The 15,394-nt window shown below is 63.1% G+C and carries 14 protein-coding genes; 9 read left to right on the top strand and 5 right to left on the bottom strand.

Annotated elements, in window-relative coordinates:
* Nucleotides 1–181: 181 nt before the first annotated feature.
* Together uvrA and IAG25_RS26275 are read left to right on the top strand one after the other, a co-directional pair.
* The gene (uvrA, locus tag IAG25_RS26280; RefSeq protein ID WP_187607446.1) at nucleotides 182–3,055 is read left to right on the top strand and encodes an excinuclease ABC subunit UvrA; all 2,874 of its coding nucleotides are present in this window, start codon (nucleotides 182–184) and stop codon (nucleotides 3,053–3,055) included.
* 109 nt (nucleotides 3,056–3,164) lie between these two features.
* Nucleotides 3,165–4,256 (top strand): AI-2E family transporter, encoded by a 1,092-nt coding sequence (locus tag IAG25_RS26275; RefSeq protein ID WP_187607445.1) that lies wholly within the window; start codon nucleotides 3,165–3,167, stop codon nucleotides 4,254–4,256.
* Nucleotides 4,257–4,324: 68 nt separating this feature from the next.
* On the opposite strand, the gene purU is transcribed toward IAG25_RS26275, so the two are convergent.
* The 5 genes from purU to IAG25_RS26250 are packed head-to-tail and all read right to left on the bottom strand — an operon-like array spanning nucleotide 4,325 to nucleotide 9,319.
* Nucleotides 4,325–5,194, bottom strand: coding sequence for a formyltetrahydrofolate deformylase (gene purU, locus IAG25_RS26270; protein WP_187607444.1), 870 nt, complete (start codon nucleotides 5,192–5,194; stop codon nucleotides 4,325–4,327).
* 31 nt (nucleotides 5,195–5,225) lie between these two features.
* Nucleotides 5,226–6,071, bottom strand: coding sequence for an NUDIX hydrolase (locus IAG25_RS26265; RefSeq protein ID WP_187607443.1), 846 nt, complete (start codon nucleotides 6,069–6,071; stop codon nucleotides 5,226–5,228).
* Nucleotides 6,072–6,084: 13 nt separating this feature from the next.
* Nucleotides 6,085–6,696, bottom strand: coding sequence for a LysE family translocator (locus IAG25_RS26260; RefSeq protein WP_187607442.1), 612 nt, complete (start codon nucleotides 6,694–6,696; stop codon nucleotides 6,085–6,087).
* A gap of 1 nt (nucleotide 6,697) precedes the next feature.
* Nucleotides 6,698–7,264: an adenine phosphoribosyltransferase gene (locus IAG25_RS26255; RefSeq protein ID WP_187607441.1), complete on the bottom strand. Its 567-nt coding sequence runs from the start codon at nucleotides 7,262–7,264 to the stop codon at nucleotides 6,698–6,700.
* 60 nt (nucleotides 7,265–7,324) lie between these two features.
* Nucleotides 7,325–9,319 (bottom strand): monovalent cation:proton antiporter family protein, encoded by a 1,995-nt coding sequence (locus IAG25_RS26250; RefSeq protein WP_035497599.1) that lies wholly within the window; start codon nucleotides 9,317–9,319, stop codon nucleotides 7,325–7,327.
* Nucleotides 9,320–9,479: 160 nt separating this feature from the next.
* On the opposite strand from IAG25_RS26250, the gene kdsD reads away from it, so the two are divergent.
* From kdsD to hpf, 7 genes are all read left to right on the top strand, one after another.
* Complete coding sequence (kdsD, locus tag IAG25_RS26245; RefSeq protein ID WP_187607440.1) at nucleotides 9,480–10,463, top strand: arabinose 5-phosphate isomerase KdsD; 984 nt, start codon at nucleotides 9,480–9,482, stop codon at nucleotides 10,461–10,463.
* Nucleotides 10,463–11,002, top strand: coding sequence for a KdsC family phosphatase (locus IAG25_RS26240; protein WP_187607439.1), 540 nt, complete (start codon nucleotides 10,463–10,465; stop codon nucleotides 11,000–11,002). The genes kdsD and IAG25_RS26240 overlap by 1 nt, the downstream gene beginning before the upstream one ends.
* A gap of 5 nt (nucleotides 11,003–11,007) precedes the next feature.
* Nucleotides 11,008–11,610, top strand: coding sequence for an LPS export ABC transporter periplasmic protein LptC (lptC, locus tag IAG25_RS26235; RefSeq protein WP_187607438.1), 603 nt, complete (start codon nucleotides 11,008–11,010; stop codon nucleotides 11,608–11,610).
* A gap of 30 nt (nucleotides 11,611–11,640) precedes the next feature.
* Entirely contained in the window at nucleotides 11,641–12,327 is a 687-nt protein-coding gene (gene lptA / locus IAG25_RS26230) for a lipopolysaccharide transport periplasmic protein LptA (RefSeq protein ID WP_187607437.1), read from the top strand.
* Nucleotides 12,328–12,338: 11 nt separating this feature from the next.
* Nucleotides 12,339–13,106 carry an LPS export ABC transporter ATP-binding protein gene (gene lptB, locus IAG25_RS26225; RefSeq protein WP_187607615.1) on the top strand — a complete coding sequence of 256 codons (768 nt, stop codon included), beginning with the start codon at nucleotides 12,339–12,341 and terminating at the stop codon, nucleotides 13,104–13,106.
* 153 nt (nucleotides 13,107–13,259) lie between these two features.
* Nucleotides 13,260–14,777, top strand: a complete 1,518-nt coding sequence (locus IAG25_RS26220; RefSeq protein ID WP_187607436.1) for an RNA polymerase factor sigma-54 — start codon at nucleotides 13,260–13,262, stop codon at nucleotides 14,775–14,777.
* A 184-nt stretch (nucleotides 14,778–14,961) separates the two neighbouring features.
* A complete protein-coding gene (hpf, locus tag IAG25_RS26215; RefSeq protein ID WP_014190335.1) occupies nucleotides 14,962–15,321 on the top strand; it encodes a ribosome hibernation-promoting factor, HPF/YfiA family in 360 nt (119 codons plus the stop codon).
* Nucleotides 15,322–15,394 lie beyond the last annotated feature (73 nt).

Below are 15,394 nucleotides of genomic sequence, written 5' to 3'. Positions count from 1 at the left end.
GCGCCGGCCGATTGGCGTGCATCCGGCCCTTGGGCCCGGGAGCTGCGCCCTTTAAAAGTCGTTATAGTAGCAGGTTTGGCCCTCTCTCTTTCCGCCCGGCAATGGCTGTATGGCCCGTCCGTGCAGATGAAAGCGCCGCTGAAATCATCCGAAAGCACCCGAAAAACGCCGGAACGAACTCGTGGAAGAAATTCGCATTCGTGGGGCTCGCACCCACAATCTGAAGAACGTCAATCTCGACTTGCCGCGCCACAAGCTGATCGTGATCACGGGGCTGTCCGGGTCGGGCAAGTCGTCGCTCGCGTTCGACACCCTTTATGCGGAAGGCCAGCGCCGTTATGTGGAAAGCCTCTCGGCGTATGCGCGGCAATTTTTGCAGTTGATGGAAAAGCCGGACGTCGATCTGATCGAAGGTTTGTCGCCCGCCATTTCGATCGAGCAGAAAGCCACGTCGCACAATCCGCGCTCGACTGTCGGCACCGTCACGGAAATCCACGACTATTTGCGTCTTTTGTACGCGCGCGTCGGTACGCCTTACTGCCCGGATCATCTGATCCCGCTGGAGGCGCAAAGCGTCTCGCAAATGGTCGATGCCGCGCTCGCGCTGCCCGAAGAAACCAAGCTGATGATCCTCGCGCCGGTGGTGGCGGATCGCAAGGGCGAGCACGTCGAACTGTTCGAGGAAATGCAGGCGCAGGGTTTCATCCGTTTTCGCATCCGCTCGGGCGGCGGCACGGCGAACGAGGGCGTCGCGAAAATCTACGAAGTCGATTCGCTGCCGAAGCTCAAGAAGAACGACAAACACACGATCGACATCGTGATCGACCGCCTGAAGGTGCGCCCGGACATGAAGCAGCGCCTCGCGGAATCGTTCGAAACCGCGCTGCGTCTGGCCGATGGCCGCGCGATCGCGCTCGAAATGGACACGGACAAGGAAAAGCTCTTCAGCTCGAAGTTCGCGTGCCCGATCTGCTCGTACTCGCTGCCGGAACTGGAGCCGCGCCTTTTCTCGTTCAACAATCCGATGGGCGCGTGCCCCGAGTGCGATGGCCTCGGCCAGATCACGTTCTTCGATCCGAAGCGCGTGGTCGCGCATCCGTCGCTGTCGCTCGCGGCGGGCGCGGTGAAGGGCTGGGACCGGCGCAACCAGTTCTATTTCCAGATGCTGCAGAGTCTCGCGGCGTTCTATGAATTCGAGATCGACGCGCCGTTCGAAGACCTGCCCGAGAAAGTGCGCAAGATCCTCCTGTACGGCTCGGGCAAGCAGGCGATTCCCTTCTCCTACATCAACGAGCGCGGGCGCGCGTCGGTTCGTGAGCATGCGTTCGAAGGCATCATCCCGAATCTGGAGCGGCGCTATCGCGAGACGGATTCCGCCGCCGTGCGCGAGGAACTCGCGAAATACCAGAACAATCAGCCCTGCCCGGCCTGCGAAGGCACGCGTCTGCGGCGCGAGGCGCGCTTCGTGAAAGTCGGCGCCGACGATCAGGCACGCGGCATCTACGAAATCAGCGGCTGGCCGCTGCGCGATGCGCTCGGCTATTTCCAGACGCTGCGCCTCGAAGGCGCGAAGGGCGAAATCGCCGACAAGGTGATCAAGGAAATCGTCGCGAGGCTCTCGTTTCTGAACAATGTCGGGCTGGATTATCTGTCGCTGGAACGTAGCGCCGAAACGCTTTCCGGCGGCGAGGCGCAGCGCATCCGGCTCGCGTCGCAGATCGGCTCCGGGCTCACCGGCGTGATGTACGTGCTCGACGAGCCGTCCATCGGCTTGCATCAGCGCGACAACGACCGGCTCATCGACACGCTCAAGCATCTGCGCGATATCGGCAATTCGGTGATCGTGGTGGAGCACGACGAGGACATGATCCGCATGGCGGATTACGTCGTCGATATGGGACCGGGCGCGGGCGTGCATGGCGGCGTGATCGTCGCGCAGGGCACGCCGGTTCAGGTGCAGAAAGACGCGAACTCGATCACCGGCCAGTATCTGTCCGGCAAGCGCACGATCAGTTACCCGACCGAGCGCACCGCGCCGGACGAGCGCATGCTGCGCATCGTCGAGGCGCACGGCAACAATCTGAAACGCGTGACGCTGGACCTGCCTGTCGGACTTTTGACCTGCGTGACGGGCGTGTCCGGCTCGGGCAAGTCGACGCTCATCAACGACACGCTGCAGCACGCGGTCGCGCAGCATCTGTACGGCTCGGCAACGGAGCCTGCGCCGTACGAGTCGATCGAAGGTCTGGAGCATTTCGACAAGGTGATCGCCGTCGATCAATCGCCCATCGGCCGTACGCCGCGCTCGAATCCGGCCACCTACACGGGCCTCTTCACGCCGATCCGCGAACTGTTCGCGGGCGTGCCGGCGGCCAAGGAGCGCGGCTACGATCCGGGCCGCTTCTCGTTCAACGTGAAGGGCGGACGCTGCGAAGCCTGTCAGGGCGACGGCGTGCTGAAGGTGGAAATGCACTTTCTGCCGGACGTCTACGTGCCCTGCGACGTATGCCACGGCAAGCGCTACAACCGCGAAACGCTCGAAGTCCAGTACAAGGGCAAGAACATCAGCGAAGTACTGGATCTGACGGTCGAGGCGGCGCACGAGTTCTTCAAGGCGGTGCCGGTGGTCGCGCGCAAGCTGAGAACGCTGCTCGATGTCGGTCTCGGCTACATCAGGCTCGGCCAGTCCGCGACCACGCTGTCGGGCGGTGAAGCCCAGCGGGTGAAGCTTTCGCTGGAACTGAGCAAGCGCGATACCGGTCGGACGCTATATATCCTCGATGAACCGACGACCGGATTGCACTTCCACGATATCGCGCTGCTGCTCGAAGTGATCCATCGGCTGCGAGATCAGGGCAACACGGTCGTCATCATCGAGCATAATCTCGACGTGATCAAAACCGCCGACTGGGTGATCGACCTCGGTCCGGAAGGCGGTGCGGGCGGCGGCCAGATCATCGCCCAGGGCACGCCGGAGCAGGTCGCGAAGTCAAAAGCGAGTTTTACCGGCAGATATCTGGCACCCTTGCTGCAACGGGCCAAATCGGCGGCCTGAACCACGGCGCCGGGCCTCGTGGCCGGGCGCTGCCAGCCGGACTGTTGGAATGCGCCGCGTGTCGCGGCACGAATAACCGTCGTACGCAGCAGGGGAAAGGAACGCAGTCATGCCGAAGCGCAACGAAGCTGCCAACGAGGAGGCGCGGGTACGGGACCTGCCCACACGCCACGTCAGGCTGACGAGCGACATGAGCTTGCCGAAGCTGTCGGCGGTGGAGATCGGCAGCTATATCCTCGCGCTCTTCGCGATGTGGCTGGTCCTCGATCTGAAACTGCTGGGCGGCCTTCTCGCCGGCATGCTCGTGTTCCAGCTCGTCCACATGATCTCGCCGGTCATCGAACGTCACGTGGTGAGCAAGGGCGCCCGGCTCATTGCGGTCGGGCTGATTTCCGCGATCATCGTCGGCGGGCTGACGGGCGCGACCGTCGCCACCATCGAGCATTTCGAGCACGACGTGCCGAGCCTGCAAAAGCTGCTCGACCAGTTGATGACCATCACGTCGAGCGCGCGCCTGCGCGTGCCAGACTGGATCGCGAACTATCTGCCGGTCGATGCCGGCCAGATGAAGGACAAAGCTACCGAGCTGATGCACAGGCACGCCGAAATGCTTCAGCAAGGCGGCAAGGAGATGGCGCGCGGCTTCGGGCATATCCTGATCGGCATGATCATCGGCGCGATCATCGCGGTCAGCGCACCGCGGCCGTCGAATCATCGCTTGCCGCTGTCCACGGCGCTCATCGCGCGCGTGTCGCGCTTCGCCGACGCGTTTCGCCGCATCGTGTTCGCGCAGATCAAGATTTCGGCGATCAACGCGGTCTTCACCGCGCTTTATCTGCTCGTCGCGCTGCCGGTCTTTCACGAGCGATTGCCGCTCTCCAAGACGCTCGTGCTGGTGACGTTCATCGTCGGGCTGCTGCCGGTGATCGGCAATCTGATCTCCAATACGATCATCGTCGGGATTTCGCTGTCGGTGTCGTTCGGCACGGCGGTCGCGTCGCTCGCGTTCTTGATCGTCATCCACAAGCTCGAATACTTCCTGAATGCGCGCATCATCGGCGGCCAGATCGAGGCGCGCGCGTGGGAACTGCTTCTCGCGATGCTCGCAATGGAAGCCGCATTCGGCATTCCGGGCGTGGTCGCCGCGCCGATTTTCTACGCGTATATCAAGCGTGAGCTGATTTATCTGCGGCTCGTCTGATTCGATCCGATCGCCATAAACGAAAACGCCCGCAATTTCTTACGGGCGTTTCTGCATTTGAAGGGCGATTAACGGAACACGACCGTTTTGTGCCCGTTCAAAAGAATGCGATGCTCCGCGTGCCATTTCACCGCGCGCGCGAGCGTCACGCATTCGACGTCGCGGCCGATCGCCGTCAGTTGATCCGGCGTCATGTTGTGATCGACCCGCTCCACTTCCTGCTCGATGATCGGGCCTTCGTCGAGATCGGACGTGACATAGTGCGCGGTCGCGCCGATCAGCTTCACGCCGCGGTCGAACGCCTGATAGTACGGCTTCGCGCCCTTGAAGCTCGGCAGAAACGAGTGATGGATGTTGATCGCGCGGCCCGCGAGTTTCTCGCACATGTTCGCCGACAGAATCTGCATGTAACGCGCGAGCACGACGAGATCCGTGTCGTGCTGATCGACGATTTCCAGCACGCGCGCTTCCTGCGCAGCCTTTGCATCCGGCGTCGACTTCAGCAGCGGCAGATGATGGAACGGAATGTCGTAGCTCGCGGCGAGTTGATAGAAATCCTTGTGATTCGAGATGATCGCCGGAATCTCGATCTGCAACTGGCCGGTGCGATAGCGGAACAGCAGATCGTTCAGGCAGTGCCCGATCTTCGACACCATGATGACGACACGCGGCTTCACCGAAGCGTCGTGCAGTTCCCAGCGCATGCCGAATTCATCGGCGAGGTCGCTGAACGACTTGCGCAGCGCGTCGATACCGGGATCGCCGCCGACTTGCTGAAAATGCACGCGCATGAAGAACTCGCCCGTGCGGCTGTCGCCGAACTGCGCGGAGTCGAGGATATTGGCGCCGAGGTTGAACAGGAAACCCGACACGGCATGCACGATTCCCGGCCGGTCCGGGCACGACAACTTCAGATAGAAACTATGTTCGGTCGACATGACCTTTCCTCGTTCGTTTGATTCTTTGTGTTCAGAGCGGCGGCGGATCGAAGAGCGTGTCGATACCTTCGCACGCGTCTTCGTCGATCCACTGGTGGCGCAGCATGCAATCGAGCGTCGCGAGACTGGCGTCGACGGTGAGCTTGCCCTCCTCGATCCAGCGCGCGACCTCTTCGATACGTGCAAGACGATGCTCGCCGACTTCGCCGTCCTGGTTGTGCGGCGCGAAATCGGGTGGCAGCGAGACGTCGTAGACGAAGATCTGCTCGGCCTGCGTGCCTTCGGGCAAAGATTGCAGCACATGGAGCGTGCGGCCGCGCTCGGCGGTTTGCGCGAGCGCGGCGCTCATGCCCGCCTCTTCCCAGCATTCCTTCACGAGCGTCGGCATCAGCTCGAAGCCCCAGCCGATGCCGCCCGCCACGATGTTGTCGAGCATGCCGGGATCGGTCGCCTTCGTCTCGCTGCGACGCGCGATCCACAACTGCGGCGCCTTATCGCGATATTTTACGATGCCGTTCAGATGCACCGCGTAGGTCATCGTGCCGAAGAAGCGCGACGCCGCACGCTCGATGAACGCGAGCGGCGGCGCGTCGAAGTCGTTGCGGATCGCGTAGGTTTCGTCGCGCCAGCCGGGAATCCGGCCTTCCGCGTACAACGCGCCGATGACCGCGCCGAGCGCGGCGCTGCGCGTATTCACATCGGCGAGCGAGGCGTTCAGCCGAACCGATGTTTCGTCGATCTCGAAGACGTCGGGCCAGCGCCGCAGCGCGTCGACATCGGTGCGGCGAATCCAGCCGACGCGTTCATCGCCGATGAAAAACGGCGCGTGCGCGGCGGCATCGAAATGGCGCGCGGAAATAATGGCAGGCAGCGTCATGCACAAACCCCGGTCAGCGCAAGGCGACGCGAACGCCCAGCAGGATGAACGTCGCACCCGCGAGCCGGTCGAGCCATACGCCGACGCGCGGACGGCGCTTCAGCCATACGCCGATCATCCCCGCGCCGATGCCGAAGAGCGAAAACACGACGACCGTCTGCAACATGAACAATCCGCCGAGCTCGAACATCTGAAGCATCACGCTCTGCGCGCCGTGTGGATCGACGAATTGCGGCAGGAACACGATGAAGAACAGCGTGACTTTCGGATTCAGCATGTTGCCGATCACGCTCTGGCGGAACACGGTCGAAAGCGGCTGGCTCGGGCGCGCGTGCGCCGTCGAGAGACCATGACTGCGCAGCGCCTTGATGCCGATCCAGACGAGATACGCCGCGCCCGCGAGCTTCACCGCCTGAAACGCGACCGGCGACGACCGCAGCAGCGCCGCGATGCCGAGCGCGGCGAGCGTCGTATGGAAGATCACGCCGAACGCGAAGCCGAGCGCGGCGACGACGCCCGCGAGACGTCCTTGCGAGATGCCGCGCGCGAGCACTTGCAGATTGTCCGGGCCGGGCGCAACCGTGATCGCGACCGATGCTGCAAGAAAGAGCAGAAAGTTGGGCATCTCAATGTCCGCCGAATTCGCACACGGTATAGAGCGGCACGCCGTTCGCGCGCAGCAGTTTCGAGCCGCCGAGATCCGGCAGATCGATAATCGCGGCCGCTTCCACCACTTCCGCGCCTAGCCGTTCGAGCAGAATCTTGCCGGCCATCATCGTGCCGCCTGTCGCGACCAGATCGTCGACGATCACCACGCGATCGCCCGGCTTGCACGCATCCTCGTGAATCTCGACGGTCGCGCTGCCGTACTCCAGGTCGTACGACTGCGAGAGCGTCTTGTGCGGCAGCTTGCCCTTCTTGCGGATCGGCACGAAGCCGAGACTCAGTTCGTACGCGAGAATCGGCCCGATGATGAAGCCGCGCGCATCCATGCCGGCGATCACGTTGACGTTCTCGTCGATATAGCGCTGCACGAACAGGTCGATCAGCATGCGCAGCGCCTTACGGTCTTGCAGGATCGTCGTGATGTCGCGGAACTGCACGCCGGGCTGCGGCCAGTTCTCGACGGTGCGCACGCGCTCCTTGATGAAACGCGCGGCGTCGAGCGGTGCGTTCGAGGGGGTAATGGACATGACTTCTCCGGAGTCCGCGCCGTGAGGCCGCGCGTTCGCCTTGGTGACAAAAGAGGATGACTACGCCGCCCGGCGGTTGCGCGAGAGCCGTTCCTCGGCTTGCGCAAGCACTTCGGGCAGGCCGCGCAGCACGACGATATCGTTCGCGCGCAGCTTGGTTTCGGGGTCGGGTTCGACGCCCCGGATGCCGTGGCGCCGGATCGCGGTCACCTCGACTCCATTGCCGACGAGTCCGAGATCGTCGAGCGAATGCCCGACGGCTTCGGAATTTGCGTCGATCGGTACGGATTGTAGCCGCACCTGCTCGTGGCCATCGTCGTCGTCGACATCGTCGGCGCCGTGGAAGTAGCCGCGCAGGAGGCTGTAGCGCGCGTCGCGCATTTCCTCGACGCGCCGCACGACGCGCCGCATCGGCACGCCCATTAGCACGAGCGTGTGCGACGCGAGCATCAGACTGCCTTCCACGATCTCCGGAATCACTTCCGTCGCGCCCGCGGCGGTGAGCTTTTCGAGATCGGCGTCATCGACCGTGCGCACGATCACGGGCAAGGTCGGCGCGAGCTCGTGAATGTTGTGCAGCACGCGCAGCGCGGACGGCGTGTTCGCGTAGGTGATCGCGACGGTCGCCGCGCGATGCAGCCCCGCCGCGAGCAGCGACTCGCGCCGCCCGGCATCGCCGAACACGACCGATTCGCCCGCCGCCGCGGCCGCCGCGACGCGGTCCGGGTCCAGATCCAGCGCGACATACGAAATGCCTTCCTGCTCCAGCATGCGCGCGAGGTTCTGCCCCGCGCGGCCGTAGCCGCAGATGATCACGTGGCCGCTCTGCTTGAGGCTCTGCGTTGCGATCTTCGTCATCTGCAGCGATTGCAGCATCCATTCCGTCGACGACAGCCGCAGCACGATCCGGTCCGCGTTCTGGATGATGAACGGCGCGGCGAGCATCGAGAGCAGCATCGCGGAGAGAATCGCCTGCAGGATGGTCGAGTTGACGAGATGCGAATCGAGGATCAGGTTCAGCAGCACGAAACCGAATTCGCCTGCCTGCGCAAGCCCGAGGCCCGTGCGCATCGCGACGCCCGGCGCCGCGCCGAACGCACGCGCGAGACCGGTGATCATCACGGCTTTGAGCAGGATCGGCACGACGAAAAAGCCGAGCACGAGAAGCGGATGTTCCCAGATCACGCGCGGATTCAGCAGCATGCCGGTGGTCACGAAGAACAGCCCGAGCAGCACATCGCGAAACGGCTTGATGTCTTCTTCCACCTGATGCCGATACGGCGTCTCGGCGATCAGCATGCCCGCGATGAACGCGCCGAGCGCGAGCGACAGGCCGAACTTGTCGGTGATGAACGCCGCGCCCAGCGTCACCAGCAGCAGGTTCAGCATGAACAGCTCTTGCGAGCGGCGTCGCGCGACGAGATCGAACCAGCGCGTCATGAACTTCTGGCCGATGAAGAGCAGGACCGTCAACGCGACGACGATCTTCACCGCCGCGATGCCGAGCCACATCGCGAGCTGAGACGAATTGCCGTTGCCGAACGCCGCGATGATGATGAGCAGCGGCACGACCGCCAGATCCTGGAACAGCAGCACGCCGAAGATGTTGCGGCCATGCTCCGATTCGAGTTCGAGCCGCTCCGCGAGCAGCTTGCTGACAATGGCGGTGGAGGACATGGACATCGCGCCGCCGAGCGCGAAGCTCGCCTGCCACGACATCTCCATCCAGAAATTGGCGATCCAGCCGAAGATCAGCGCGAGCGCGATCGTCGCTGCGACCTGACTCGCGCCGAGGCCGAACACGATGCGCCGCATCGAGCGCAGTTTGGAGAGCGAGAATTCGAGCCCGATGGAGAACATCAGGAAGACGACGCCGAATTCGGCGAGATGCTGCGCGCGGTCAGAATCCGGCGCGATACCCGCTGCATGCGGTCCCACGATGATGCCGACCGTCAGATAGCCGAGCATCGGCGGCAGGTTGAAATAGCGAAATACGACGACGCCTGCCACGGAGCAGAGCAGCAGCAACAGCGTCATTTCGAGCGGAGAGGTCATCCGGCTAGCGTCCTCGTTCGTCAGTGTTCCGAGGCGCGTGCTTCAGGCGCTCCGGCATCTTAAAAAGGCCCCTGACGACAGGGCTTGCGGGGGCGGATAGGCGGCGGCGCGCCGCGCTCCCGGCGGGGCGGCTGAGAAACGCCTTTGCTATACTCCGCGCATGATAGCGAAAATCAATGGCGACCGGGCACTGGCGCTGGCTCGCAACGTAATCCAGATCGAAGCCGACGCCGTTCGCGGGCTTTCCGAACTTCTCGACGAAAACTTCACGAGCGCGGTCGAAACGCTGCTCGCCTGTCGCGGCCGCGTGGTCGTATCGGGCATCGGCAAGTCGGGCCATGTCGCGCGCAAATTCGCCGCGACGCTCGCGAGCACCGGCACGCCCGCGTTCTTCGTGCATCCGGCCGAAGCGAGCCACGGCGACCTCGGCATGGTCACCGCCGACGACATCTTCATCGCGCTGTCCAATTCGGGCGAAACCGAGGAGCTTGTTGCCATTCTGCCGCTCATCAAGCGGCTCGGGGCGAAGCTGATCGCGATCACCGGCCGTCCCGAATCGAGTCTCGCGCAATTGGCCGACATGCACCTCAACGCACGCGTCGAAAAGGAAGCGTGCCCGATGAATCTCGCGCCCACGGCCAGCACGACCGCCGCGATGGCGCTCGGCGACGCGCTCGCCGTCGCCGTGCTCGATGCGCGCGGCTTCGGCCCCGACGACTTCGCGCGCTCGCATCCGGGGGGCGCGCTCGGGCGACGTCTTCTCACCTACGTGCGCGACGTCATGCGCGTGGGCGACGAAGTGCCGGTCGTATCGCTCGACGCGACCGTTTCGGACGCGCTCTTCCAGATCACCGACAAGCGCATGGGCATGACGGCGGTCATCGACGAAAACCGTCACGTCCACGGTATTTTCACCGACGGCGACCTGCGCCGCATCCTGCAGCGCGACGGCGATTTCCGAGCGCTGAAGCTCGTGGATGTCATGACGCGCAATCCGCGCACGATCGCGCCGGATCATCTCGCGGTCGAAGCCGTGGAACTGATGGAGCGCTATCGCATCAATCAGATGCTGGTCGTGGACGCCGATGCCACTTTGATCGGCGCACTGAACATGCACGACCTCTTCTCCAAGAAGGTAATCTGATGGCGCAGAAGCCTCTCACCGCCGCCGAACGCGCGAGCCGCCTCAAGTTGATGGTATTCGACGTCGACGGCGTTTTCACCGACGGCAGCCTCTTCTTCACCGCCGACGGCGACGCGATGAAGTCGTTCAATTCGCTCGACGGCCACGGCGTGAAGATGCTGCAGTCCGTCGGCGTGCAGACGGCCATCATCACGGGCCGGCAGTCGGGCATCGTCGCGGCGCGTGCGCGCGAACTGGGCATCACGCATCTCTATCAGGGCGTCGCCGACAAAACCGTCGCGCTCGCCGAACTGCTCGATGCGACAGGCATCGCCGCCGACGAATGCGGCTATATGGGCGACGACTGGCCCGACCTCGCGGTGATGCGCCGCTGCGGCTTTGCGGCCGCGCCCGCGAACGCGCATCCCGAAGTGATCCAGCGCGTGCACTGGGTCGCGGAAGCGCGCGGCGGACACGGTGCCGTGCGCGAAGTCTGCGACGCGATCCTGCGCGCGCAACATCGCTACGACGAACTGCTCGCCGCGGCGCTCGGAGGCTGAAGCCCATGCAACGCCCCGGAAAGCTCGCCTCGCTCCTGCCGCTCGTCGCGATGGCGGCGCTGGCCGGCATCACCTACTGGCTGCTGCAAGCCACGCTGCCTCCCGCGCAGCAGGCGCCCGCACCGGAGAAGCGCCACACGCCCGACTACTTCGCCAACAACTTTTCCGTTTCCGAGCTCGACGCCACCGGCACGACGCAATATCGTCTGACGGCGAAATCGATGGTGCATTACGAAGACGACGAGAACAGCGACCTGACGCTGCCCGCAATGCGCATGTTCCAGCCGCTGAAGCCGACCGTCACGGCGACAGCCCTGCGCGGCACGGTCAACGGCGACGTCTCGATCGTCGATCTTTACGACGACGCACGCATCGTGCGCGCGGCCGGCTACGGAGATCCGCAGATGCAGGCCGATTCGCAGCATTTTCGCGTGCTGGTGAACGACGATGTCATCGAAACGGAAAAACCGGTTAGACTTCAGCGCGGCCCGTCCGTGATGACCGCCTCTGGCATGAACTACAACAACGTGACCCGGGTAATGAAGCTCTTCGGTAACGTGCGCGGTGCAATCGCCGCCACGGATATCAACGGCGGCTCGTCCAAGTAATCCCGGCACTCCCATCCGAATTGTGACTGCATGAACGAAAGGTACCCTCGTCCCGATGGCGGCCATGCGCGCGCAACGCCCGCGCGCCGCGCCGTGCACGCCTCGCGGGCCGGGCTCGCCGCCGCGCTGACCATCGCCGCTGCGCTGGCCGCGCTGCCCGCGCACGCCGAAAAGGCCGACCGCGACAAACCGCTCAACATCGAAGCGGACAACATGTCCTACGACGATCTCGGCCAGAAGAACATCTTCACCGGCCACGTCGTCGCGACCAAAGGCACGATCGTCATCAAGGCCGACCGCGTGGAAGTCACGCAGGACCCGCAGGGCTATCAGTACGCGACCGGCACGTCGAGCGGCAACAATCTCTCGTACTTCCGCCAGAAGCGTGACGGCCTCGACGAATACATCGACGGCAACGCGGTCCGCATCGACTACGACGGCAAGAACGACTTCACGAAGCTCACGACACGCGCCGTCGTGCGCCGCCTGCAAGGCCTGACCAAAGTTCAGGACGAAGTGCACGGCAGCGTGATCACCTACGACGGCCAGAAGGACTTCTACACGGCGACCGCGGGCAAGGACCAGGCCGGTCCCGGCAATCCGAACGGCCGGGTGCGCGCAATGCTCGCGCCGCGCTCGGGCGGCGCCGCGCCGCTGAACGGCTCGCCGGCCACGCTTTCTCCGTCGAACACCATTCAAGGAAACCCGCAGCAGTGAATTCGACCTCCATGCCCCACCGCAAGCCGGAAGGCCAATCGAGTTCGCTCGTCGTCCGCAATCTGAAGAAGCGATACGGGTCGCGCACCGTGGTGAAGGATGTGTCGCTCGATGTAAAGAGCGGTGAAGTGGTCGGCCTGCTCGGTCCGAACGGCGCGGGGAAGACCACGTCGTTCTATATGATCGTCGGTCTCGTGCCGCTCGATGCCGGTGAAATCGACCTCGACGGCAACTCGATCAGCCTTTTGCCGATCCATCAGCGCGCGCACCTCGGATTGTCGTATCTGCCGCAGGAAGCCTCGGTGTTTCGCAAGCTCACCGTCGAGCAGAACATTCGCGCGGTGCTCGAACTGCAGAGCGACGAAGCGGGCAAACGCCTGTCAAAAGACGCCATAACACAGCGCGCAGAAGCCTTGCTCGACGAGTTGCAGATCGCGCATCTGCGCGAGAATCCGGCGCTGTCTCTGTCGGGCGGCGAGCGCCGTCGCGTCGAGATTGCGCGCGCGCTCGCGACCAATCCGAGCTTCATTCTGCTCGACGAACCGTTCGCGGGCGTCGATCCGATCGCCGTGCTGGAAATCCAGAAGATCGTGAAGTTTCTGAAGCAGCGCAACATCGGCGTTTTGATCACGGACCACAACGTGCGCGAGACGCTCGGCATCTGCGATCACGCGTACATCATCAGCGACGGCAGCGTGCTCGCGGCAGGCGCGCCGGGCGAAATTATCGAAAACGAGAGCGTACGCCGCGTCTATCTCGGCGAGCATTTCCGCATGTGAAACACGCTCGCAAAAACGGCGAGTATCGTGCGCCGCATCATGCGACAGCAGCAAAACTTACGTGCCGCCCCTTCGGGCGGCATGCGCTTTTTTGGAATCCCCGCGAGGTTTCGCGCGCGTGGCAAACTCTCTACAATGAAATAAAACCTTGCCATGAAAGCCAGCCTCCAACTTCGCCTCTCGCAGCATCTTGCGCTGACCCCGCAACTTCAGCAGTCCATCCGGCTGCTGCAGTTGTCGACGCTCGAACTGCAGCAGGAAGTCGCGATGGCCGTCGCTCAGAATCCGCTGCTCGAGAATGACGACGACTGGATCACGAGCCCGCTGCGCGTCGCGGCGGACGGCTCGCTGATCGCGGCGCCGAACACGCCGAGCACGCCGCCCGATTCGATGATGAGCAACGGCTCGTCATCGAGCAGTTCCAGTTCCGAACGTTCGGAAAATAGCGAACCGCAGGGCGTCGACGAATACAACGGAATGGGTTCGGACAGCGCTCAGGATTCCAGTTCGTGGAACCTCGAGGACTACGGCCGTTCGAACAACGCGTCCGACGACGACGATCTCCCGCCGCTGCAAATCCACGAATCGACCACGACGCTGCGCGACCATCTGACCTCGCAGTTGCGCATGACCGCGGCGAATCAGCGCGATCGTGCGCTCGTCACGTTTCTGATCGAATCGCTGGACGAGGACGGGTATCTGACATCATCGCTCGATGAAGTTCAGACCGATCTTCCCGAAGAGCTCGAAGTCGATCTCGACGAGTTGAGCGCGGCGCTCGCGCTGCTGCAAAGCTTCGATCCGCCCGGCGTGGGCGGACGATCGGCATCGGAATGCCTGAAGCTGCAGTTGCTGCGGCTCGACGGCTCGCCCACGCGCACGCTCGCGCTCGATATCGTCACGAATCATCTTGAACTGCTCGCGGCGCGCGACTTCACGCGTCTGCGCAAGCAACTGAAGGCCAACGACGACGCGCTGCGCGACGCGCATGTGCTGATCAGATCGCTCGAACCCTTCCCAGGCGCGGCGTACGGCAAAAGCGAAGCGGACTATGTCGTGCCGGACATTCTCGTGCGAAAGGCGGCGAGCGGATGGACGGCGGAGCTGAATCCGGAGATCGTGCCGAAGCTGCGCATCAACCATCTGTACGCGAACATCCTGCGCAACAATCGCGGCGATCCGGGCAGCGGCTCGCTGCGTCAGCAACTCCAGGAAGCGCGCTGGCTCATCAAGAATATTCAGCAGAGGTTTGAGACGATTCTGCGTGTCGCGCAGGCGATCGTGGAGCGTCAGAAGAACTTTTTTGCACATGGCGAAATCGCCATGCGGCCCTTGGTTTTGCGGGAGATTGCTGATACGCTGGGATTACACGAATCGACGGTTTCTCGTGTGACCACAGGCAAGTACATGCTCACCCCATTCGGGACGCTTGAATTTAAGTACTTCTTTGGATCGCACGTTTCGACCGACACAGGAGGCGCGGCATCGTCAACGGCGATCCGGGCCCTCATCAAGCAACTGATAGGAGCGGAAGACCCCAAAACTCCTCTTTCAGACAGCCGCATCGCCGAACTGCTGGCGGAACAAGGATTCGTGGTCGCGCGGCGCACCGTCGCCAAGTACCGCGAAGCCCTCAAGATCCCGGCAGTGAATCTGCGCAAGTCTCTATGACCCGTCTCTGTAGTCCATCGCGTGTTGCGATGGGCGTTTACCGGCCGCATCGCGAGAGCGCGGACGTGCCGGCCGATGCATCCCGTTTTTCAGTCGCGCCAGGATGACGCGCTGACGGGACGCATCGCCGCCCGGTTTCGGACGAGCCGACGTGATCTCACGGCCATTAGCTTGGAGAGCAACTATGAATCTGAAGATCAGTGGACACCACCTCGAATTGACGCCTGCGTTGCGCGAGTACGTGATCACGAAACTGGACAGGGTGCTCCGTCATTTCGATCAAGTGATCGATGGCAACGTTGTCCTCTCGGTCGACAATCATAGGGAAAAGGAAAAGAGGCAGAAGGCTGAAATCAACCTGCATCTGAAGGGCAAGGACATTTTTATCGAGAGTTGTGACGCTGATATGTACGCCGCCATCGATCTGATGGTCGACAAGCTGGATCGGCAGGTCATCAAGCACAAGGACAAGATTCAAGGCCACGCTCACGAATCGGTCAAGTACCGCGGCGAGCCGCAGGAACTGGAAGCACCGTCGCCCTGAGCGCACGCACGCTCGCCGGTTGATCCGCGGATGACAGCGACACCCGCCGCCACAGGACGGCGGGCATGATTCG

The organism is Caballeronia sp. EK (genome assembly GCF_014384845.1).
Classification (GTDB): domain Bacteria; phylum Pseudomonadota; class Gammaproteobacteria; order Burkholderiales; family Burkholderiaceae; genus Caballeronia; species Caballeronia jiangsuensis.
This window is presented reverse-complemented; position numbering and strand designations above follow the sequence as displayed.